This window comes from Desulfomonilaceae bacterium, assembly GCA_041662605.1.
Taxonomy (GTDB): domain Bacteria; phylum Desulfobacterota; class Desulfomonilia; order Desulfomonilales; family Desulfomonilaceae; genus CAJBEZ01.
On the sequence record JBAZSD010000032.1, the window covers coordinates 34,461 to 42,039 of the forward strand.

The following is a 7,579-nucleotide window of genomic DNA, read 5'->3' on the forward strand; positions in this document are numbered from 1 at the left end:
AACACTCCTATGGGCTATTGAGACCCAATATATCCCGCTGTCCATCCCATCTCGTGAATACGCCCTGCGCTACGCTTCACGTCATTAACTGCGTGCGAAATATTGTGACGGTGGCGCATAACACGCAGGCCTGCTGAATTACTCGCTTCAAGATGGGGCTTTTCGCCCTATCCCTGAAGCGGACAATAAGCAACTAACGAATCTCTTCCATATTTTTCACAAGACAATCATGACCCTGCTGGCGTCGTACAGCACTCATGAAATCATCTCGATCAAATTTGCCTACGCCCCTTTGTCCCATGCCCTTCATGAGGCTTTTACACCTGATCCCTAATGCCGGAGTCTCATGATTTAGCTGATCTGTGATGAACCGTAAGCCGATGTCAATTACCTCGTGCTTGGGATCGAGAAGTTTGTGCAGAAAATTCCAGAATGCCTGCCTATCCAGGAGCAACCGAAACTTCTCAAACTCCTGATCTAATTCATAAAAGTCATTCGGAGGTTCACCATCGGTTTCCACATAAATTGCGGCAAATTCTACCAGGTCAGCTACGGTCGCCATGTCAGACTTTACTCGCCGCAGGAACTCCACTAATGAGTTCGGAGCGCCGGGGTGCTCACGCACAATTCGACAACAGTCGTAAAGGTCCAGTAGTAGCAAATGTGCGGTGTGTCGCACGTCATCTCTGAGCATGTGGCCGTGAGCAATCCGATTTCTTAAGACAGGAAATTTGAAGGCATAGTAGACATAGTCAATGTGAACAGCGGTATCACGAACAAGAACCTCGAGTTTTTCGATGATCGAGCCCAACCGCAGTTTTTCAAGTGAGATTCCAGACAAAAAACAGCCATCTGTTATGATGCCCTCAATCTGCGTAGCTGTGGCGCTGATGAACAACTCGAACTCTTCTCGCTCATAGGCCTCAAGCGCTGGCAACAGGATCCTTTTTCGATCTGCAAGTAAGTGATGTTCATCGAGCAAGCGTCTAATATCTTCGGTTGGCTTAAAGTGCGCAATAAATTCTTCCACGCGTTGATAAAATTGAATTTTATTCTGAGCTGTTTTATCCTGAGCTTCGTAAAGCCTTTCAAACTCACGAAATATTCGCAGGGGAAGCCGACCAAACGCATGACGAACTGATGAGAAATTAGAGGGGTGAAATCTTTCAGGGTACCATCGAAATGACCATGGCGTTTGCATCGTTAAGCCGGCAATCATTGAGTAAGGCCTATATGAAGCACTAAGGGCTTTCCGCCATAGTTTATTTTTATTTGTCAGGACATCAATAATCTCGTCCTTTGCCTCTTTGTTTAATTGCAGATAGTACCTATAGAATCTAATGTCTGATGGGTCTTCATCCGTCTTCGGTGAGCGGCGCTCCACTTTCTTTATGGCACGATCACAATCGGCTATGTTTGCTTCTATAGCTGAAAGGTCTTCCGATGCCCAACTGTAAATTTCTGCCAACTTGTCTCGAGGCAGATATTCAAACCCAAACAGTTCCTTTCTGACCCAGTTCGGTACTTGATCTGGGTCTGAAGGAATGTCTTCCGAACAGCCGTACAACTTTGCAATCACTTGACGGAGTTGACCTAGGCTTAACTTCCACGCGTTTCCATCGAAAAAATGATCAACGAAAGATCTGGCAATGCCCTCGTCATCTAGTTGAAACAAGCGTCCATGAGTGAGTAGCTCCTGAATCAGTTCCTCAAGTTCGGCTGCAGTGACAGGCTCTTTACGTAATGCAGCGATATCCAACACAACTAATTCCTGTTATCAGACCAAAGACGAACCATATGATGCAACAAACTCTCTGGGATCGAGAATAATTAATCCCAATTTTTGTTTGTAGAGAGGCCGTTTGTTGACATGAAAAATGTCATGCCTATCAAGAGTGACAAAGACATCCCGGTTTTTTTCATAGTGATCTTTAAGTGCATCATAGTCCCCAAGCTTATTCGAAAGTCTATTACCGATTTGATCTTTAGGAAGACTTGTGGGTTCAGGAATGAGTTTTCTGAATTCAATTATTTGCTGAAGCGGGCGGTGTTCTGTTGCTGGTCCTGGAAAAACATCCGGACCATTCCATCGCGAGTAATTCCAGCGCAACGGACAAGAAGACATGCGTATCGCGTAGTCTTTGAAAAGTCTCTGCAGGTTAGCCGATTGACCCGAATCCATTCCGGCAGAATCCTGCACCACTCGACTGGTGTTCCATAACTCGAAAAGTTTATTTTTATGCCAATCAAGCATCTTGCACACAGAATCATAGGATTCACATTTGTGAAGCCACGCAATCCAGTTACTGGTATCGACAGTGACCGTAATTATTCTCATTGAATTCTCTCTTTCTTTCATTTACGGCTATTCTGATAAGCAAGTTTCAATTGTCAAAGGGCTTAGTCCAATTTGGTACACTGATAACGCCATCGACCGGCATGTTGTGAATGTTGAACATTTTTGTTCGATGATCTCGGCGACACGCTGTGCGGAAGCAATTAATAAATATGCAAGCGTATTTGTAGAGGGCTTCCAGATCAAGTTCCAGATATCTTTTGTATAGTTCCTGAAAGGGCTTTTCGTTGTCTATATGAGCCGCCAAGGTGTTTCTGATATTTCTTAGAGATGATTCGAATTCGCTATCACGCCTCGATAGAAAATCTTCAAGATCATGGCATCCGGCAGCGTTAATCTCCTTCCAGTAGTTTAAGAGTGATTTGTCGTACCCGGTATCTTCAAATAAATTGTCCAGCAAAGAGCAGGTATCCATTATGGCAAGAAGCCAAGCGACTTCAAACAGGGTTGAATGGTAGATCGTCGTTGGCTCCTCCACAATTGATGTAAATTCGAAATCAATCTCCAAGAATTCTATTATTGAGAGAATTAGCTGCGCTTTCTCTTGGGATGGGTGGCAAGCAATCATGGCCATCGTGTTCGGCTTCATGACTGCCAACCTGTCCGTAGAGATTGAAGGTTGGGTTACATCTGGAGACAGCCTTGACCTTGCAGGGAGTACTACCGGGGTATGGTCCGGCGCAGGGAGAAATTTCACACAATTGACAACGGAAAAACTTGATAGAAGATTTGTGGCGTCTTCATAAAGCACTTCAACAGTAGTAAAATCTATTTCGTGCCACCACTTCAGTAATGAGCTTAGGTCAACGGGTTGGCTGTGGGCTCCAATTTTGTCCCTTATAGTGTCGTATGCGTTGTCATAGCTTTTTGATAGGATCTTTGTGAGTCGTTCAATCTCCTTTTTCTGTTTCTGAGTTATAAGACATTCTCTGAACAGGTTGTTCTTTGTCCTGGGGACAATCTTGAGTAAATTGTCAATGTGGATAAAAAAGAAGCGTAAAATGGAGCGCTTGCAATTGTCATTCACTTGCTCCTTGCTAAACAAATGTAGCCCTTCGATAAATCGAGATATTATCAAAAGCTTGTTAATGTTATTAGACGTTTCTACGAGCATAATTGGCTCTGTTAGGGCATCGCAGCGGACGGGAAAAAGCAAATCCTCTGAATTGACGTCCGGATGATATTTTAACTATTCAAAGTGAACTGACCATTCATCCCAAAATACACCATTGGAAAGATGGCCTGTTTCTACTCTCGGTCGTATATCTTCTGAATAGATCGTGCTTGGCCACGAGCGTGTTGTACCTGTCCCGGCCCCGGCTATATTTGTAATGCGATAGTAATCTGCAAGATCTCTTATCAAAACGTCTTCCCACGCCAACTTCTGAGACAAATAGGAAATTAATACACCGATGGGCTTAAAATGAAGGGATTGGGACTCATGTCGGCGGGTGTTGCCGATATAGGCAGTCAATGCTGAACCACTGGGGCCACAGATATCGGCCTTGCTTGACGGTAGGTTGCACGGACCTAAGAAGGTAATTATTGAAGATGTCCATGTTCCTAAATCAGCAACACATAGCAGGTCCAATTGTTGGCGCGGATGATTAACATGCTTTTCGTCTTCCTGGATCAGTCTCTTTTCAACATTTTGTTCCGGTCTTGCCTTCTCACCTTTCCAGTTATGGGAATGCGCTAAAAGACCAAATACGATGGGGGAGTGGAGTTCTTTATATGGAGTGCCGCTTCTTTCCGGACAAAGTTTTTTAATTTTGGCGCAGTTTTCAACAGCCTTAGCTATATGAGTAGCTTTAAGAGTTGTCTTACATTCGAATGCAGCGGCAACACCTCCAGCAAGATACAGCTTTGTATTAAGAAGTTTATGGGGGTAACACGACTTCAAAACAATTATATCGATTTGAGGACTTGTATTCCCATCTTGGCCGATGATCCTGCCTTTTGTCACAACGTGGTAATATGTGGGAAGCCAGTCTCTTAGTAGGGCCGCCCAGTTTTCCTCTCCTTGATCGCCGGCAGTTCCTGGATCCGCGATAGCTCTTTTTTCTATACGTTCATATTCGGCGGCCATCTGGTCACTAATCTGCCGCATGAAATCATGTAAGTCGTGTGTCTTATTCGTTGTCATAGGTTCGCTCGATCTTTTTCTAGGTCCAGTCAGATTGACATTATCAATGTCCAGTTACGCATTCTTGGCTTCACCAGCTCTAGCCCCCAAACAGCGGCCCGGATCCACCCTTCTTCGATCGCTGCCCTGCGCTTTTGGATTTGGGCTTATCTTTCTCATGGAGGCCCTTTCTAACTTCCTCTTCGTAACGTTCATGGTTCAATGTCAGGAGAGGGTCAAGGATCTCACGACGAGCGGCATCGCTTACTGTGTATCGGATGCCCTGTTTCGTTTCATGGAAGCCATGGCCCAAGTCTAGGTCCGTCCAGCAGTATGCCGCTGCGACAGCATTGTCCATTTCTACATGTAAACGGCGCAATTCGACTATATCTTGTGAATCCTCATCTGTTTTGTGGAAACAATTATAGGTCTTGGTCAACCCTTCACAGCGTTCCAACATTATTCCTCTTTGGGGATTCCTGTTCGTTGACCAGAGCTTTTGAAACCAACTGAATAAAAACCTTGCCAAAATCGCTTCTAAAAATTTCGTACGAGTCCTGGTTCAGAGAGTTTACATCAACATTGTCCCAACTTCCTTCTACTGGATTTCGCTTCCAGACCAGTTTCGGTTCACCTGTTTTCTCATTAATCGCGTTAGCGCTTTCTTGCCTGGTGTATTGCCCCCATCTTGCGCCAATTCGTAATTTGGGGGCGTCAGCGTCGACAATCAGGGTGAATCCGAGTGACGATTGAAGAAAGGTCGCGCGTTCTATTGGCTTTGAATCGGCCTTGCCATCATCGGACCTATCATCGCCGCCGATGGCTGAGTCATCTATTTCTTCAGGGACAGTCATCGAATCTTTAGGCGCGAGACACCCGACGAGGTACCGGTCTTTGACTCGACGTTCGTCTATTTCTTCTTCGGGACCACCTGCCGGACCGAGAATCTCTCTTTCCACAAGACCAATGAGTTCCTGACGTAAGTCCAGCGGTGAAAGCTTGTAGCTCAAAAGGTTCATAGAAGTTGACTCCCGGACTCAAGGGTAAGTCGAAGGTTAGAGTTTATAGGATAACACGATTAAATGGGATGAAAATAAGAAATAACTGATCCTCTTTATTCAATCCGCGAGATACGTCAATTCCCAAAAATAGTTTTCATATTCATTTAATCGACTCGTTTTTCATCTCCGGCAGAATCTTGCAATAGGCTCGACATGTTTTGCAAAGACGACTGGTTTCCAACAAAAAACGAAATCAGATCTATCAAGATTATTTTTGGATATTTTACAAGGCCAGATTGACCCATATCTTCAGGATGAGACACTTTCCTTGGGATCTTTTGGACAAGAAGGATATTTTGGGGTTATACTTAAATCCCATGGCGTCAAGCGCGACAGGAGACGAAGAAACAGATGACGACGACAAAGACTTTGAAAGAACCATCGCTAACGCTGTAATGAGACTCAACGCCGAAGATGGTAGTAATCGTAAGTTCATCATGGTTCAACTACCAGAACGTTGCGACAAAGCGTCGGGGGCGTTCAAGGACGGATATAAAACCATCTCTGAAATCAGCAAGGAATGCGTCAGGGGTGTTGGCCCATTGATTGAATATGAAAAAGGATGAACTTTTCAAGACTGAAATCCTGGTTTACCAGACGGACGACGGAAAGATAAAACTCGATGTGCGGCTGGAACGGGAGACCCTTTGGATGACGCAAAATGATATGGCGCATTTGTTTCAATGTACTGCGGACAATATTTCCCTGCATCTGAAAAACATCTATAGCGAAGGGGAACTCACCCCATCAGGAACTACCGAGGAATTCTCGGTAGTTCGCCTGGAGGGGGCCAGACACGTTGTCCGTCGACTCACGTTCTACAATCTGGACGCGGTCATTTCGGTGGGGTATCGGGTGAAAAGCCTGGTCGCCACCCGCTTTCGCATCTGGGCTACCGAGCGCTTGAAAGAGTACATCGTCAAGGGATTTGTAATGGATGACGAACGGCTTAAGAACCCGCCGGTAAAGGGATCGGCCGTTCCTGACTATTTCGATGAAATGCTAACCCGTATCCGTGATATCCGTGCCAGCGAACGGCGCATGTACCTGCGGGTCAGAGAAATCTTCGCCATGGCGGCGGATTACGAACCGACATGGAGAGAAACCACGAAATTCTTCAGTGTCATCCAGAACAAACTGCACTTTGCCGCTACCGGTATGACCGCTGCTGAACTAATCCGGTCCCGAGCCGACCATCAAATGCCTAACATGGGCCTCACTACCTGGAAGGGAAGTGAAGTTCGCAAGACCGATATGACCACGGCAAAAGCTATCTTAAAGAAGAGGAAATTGAGGAACTGAACCGAATTGTGGTTATGTGGCTCGATTTTGCTGAGGATCAGGCCAAACGGCGAAAACAGGTGTTCGTGAAGGACTGGGAACAAAAACTTGACGAATTTCTTCGGTTCAACGATCGCAGGGTACTTCCCGACGCCGGCAAAGTTAGCAAAGAGACAGCCGAGGACCATTCGAGAACCGAATATGACAAATTTGAGGCTCGCCGAAGGGAATTCAGGGAGTTAATGGCTGAAGTTGATTATGTCAAACAATTGGAAGAGGCCGCTAGACAATTACCGACCAGAAAAAGCAAGGGGCGAGACGATGTGTAGCATCCAATTACGTTCCGAGCATGAAGTGATTCGGGAATCCCTTGAGTGTCCGTTACAAGCACAGCGCCGAGAAATCCATCGTTAGATAGCTTTTGATAAAGTCCAAGAAAAGCCAACAAACCGTCTTTTCCCACATTTTCGCTCACTCAATAACCTCCTGAATATATAGTTCGCAATGATCGTTTTTCTCGTTCCTTATGACTATCTCGGAAACAGGTTGGCGGTTATTTATCCCTGGCGGCAATGCTCCTTTCAGAATTGGAGACTCAGCGGGAGAGTATTCCCCAGATGGTAGCAATTCTAGGAGCCCGTCGGTCTGGGAATTAAAATCATCCAAAATTTCCGACCGGTTTTTTTATCAAGCTGCTTGAAGGGCCCGGTTCGTATCAGCAGAAAACTGAACAGGTCCAAGCGCCAACGTAAAAAA

7 protein-coding genes and 1 pseudogene are annotated in these 7,579 nt (G+C 45.5%); 2 read left to right on the forward strand and 6 right to left on the reverse strand.

Going from position 1 to position 7,579, the window contains the following annotated elements:
* Positions 1-193 precede the first annotated feature (193 nt).
* The 6 genes from WC647_17980 to WC647_18005 form a co-directional block, all read right to left on the reverse strand.
* On the reverse strand, positions 194-1,762 hold the full coding sequence (locus WC647_17980; GenBank protein MFA6224193.1) for a hypothetical protein: 1,569 nt from the start codon (positions 1,760-1,762) through the stop codon (positions 194-196).
* A 15-nt stretch (positions 1,763-1,777) separates the two neighbouring features.
* A complete protein-coding gene (locus WC647_17985) occupies positions 1,778-2,338 on the reverse strand; it encodes a hypothetical protein (GenBank protein ID MFA6224194.1) in 561 nt (186 codons plus the stop codon).
* A 46-nt stretch (positions 2,339-2,384) separates the two neighbouring features.
* Positions 2,385-3,470 carry a hypothetical protein gene (locus WC647_17990; GenBank protein ID MFA6224195.1) on the reverse strand — a complete coding sequence of 362 codons (1,086 nt, stop codon included), beginning with the start codon at positions 3,468-3,470 and terminating at the stop codon, positions 2,385-2,387.
* A gap of 75 nt (positions 3,471-3,545) precedes the next feature.
* Positions 3,546-4,502 (reverse strand): DUF6602 domain-containing protein, encoded by a 957-nt coding sequence (locus WC647_17995; protein MFA6224196.1) that lies wholly within the window; start codon positions 4,500-4,502, stop codon positions 3,546-3,548.
* 79 nt (positions 4,503-4,581) lie between these two features.
* Positions 4,582-4,941 carry a hypothetical protein gene (locus WC647_18000; protein ID MFA6224197.1) on the reverse strand — a complete coding sequence of 120 codons (360 nt, stop codon included), beginning with the start codon at positions 4,939-4,941 and terminating at the stop codon, positions 4,582-4,584.
* Positions 4,925-5,500 carry a hypothetical protein gene (locus WC647_18005; GenBank protein MFA6224198.1) on the reverse strand — a complete coding sequence of 192 codons (576 nt, stop codon included), beginning with the start codon at positions 5,498-5,500 and terminating at the stop codon, positions 4,925-4,927. Before WC647_18005 ends, WC647_18000 begins: the two co-directional genes overlap by 17 nt.
* Before the next feature lie 359 nt (positions 5,501-5,859).
* On the opposite strand from WC647_18005, the gene WC647_18010 reads away from it, so the two are divergent.
* A complete protein-coding gene (locus tag WC647_18010) occupies positions 5,860-6,108 on the forward strand; it encodes a hypothetical protein (protein ID MFA6224199.1) in 249 nt (82 codons plus the stop codon).
* Positions 6,109-6,208: 100 nt separating this feature from the next.
* Positions 6,209-7,152: pseudogene (locus WC647_18015) on the forward strand (virulence RhuM family protein).
* Positions 7,153-7,579 lie beyond the last annotated feature (427 nt).

Bases quoted from the DNA above. Each gene is read 5' to 3' on its own strand.
- WC647_17985 (MFA6224194.1), bottom strand. From the start codon at position 2,338: ATGAGAATAATTACGGTCACTGTCGATACCAGTAACTGGATTGCGTGG.
- WC647_17990 (MFA6224195.1), bottom strand. From the start codon at position 3,470: ATGCTCGTAGAAACGTCTAATAACATTAACAAGCTTTTGATAATATCT.
- WC647_17995 (MFA6224196.1), bottom strand. From the start codon at position 4,502: ATGACAACGAATAAGACACACGACTTACATGATTTCATGCGGCAGATT.
- WC647_18000 (MFA6224197.1), bottom strand. From the start codon at position 4,941: ATGTTGGAACGCTGTGAAGGGTTGACCAAGACCTATAATTGTTTCCAC.
- WC647_18005 (MFA6224198.1), bottom strand. From the start codon at position 5,500: ATGAACCTTTTGAGCTACAAGCTTTCACCGCTGGACTTACGTCAGGAA.
- WC647_18010 (MFA6224199.1), top strand. From the start codon at position 5,860: ATGGCGTCAAGCGCGACAGGAGACGAAGAAACAGATGACGACGACAAA.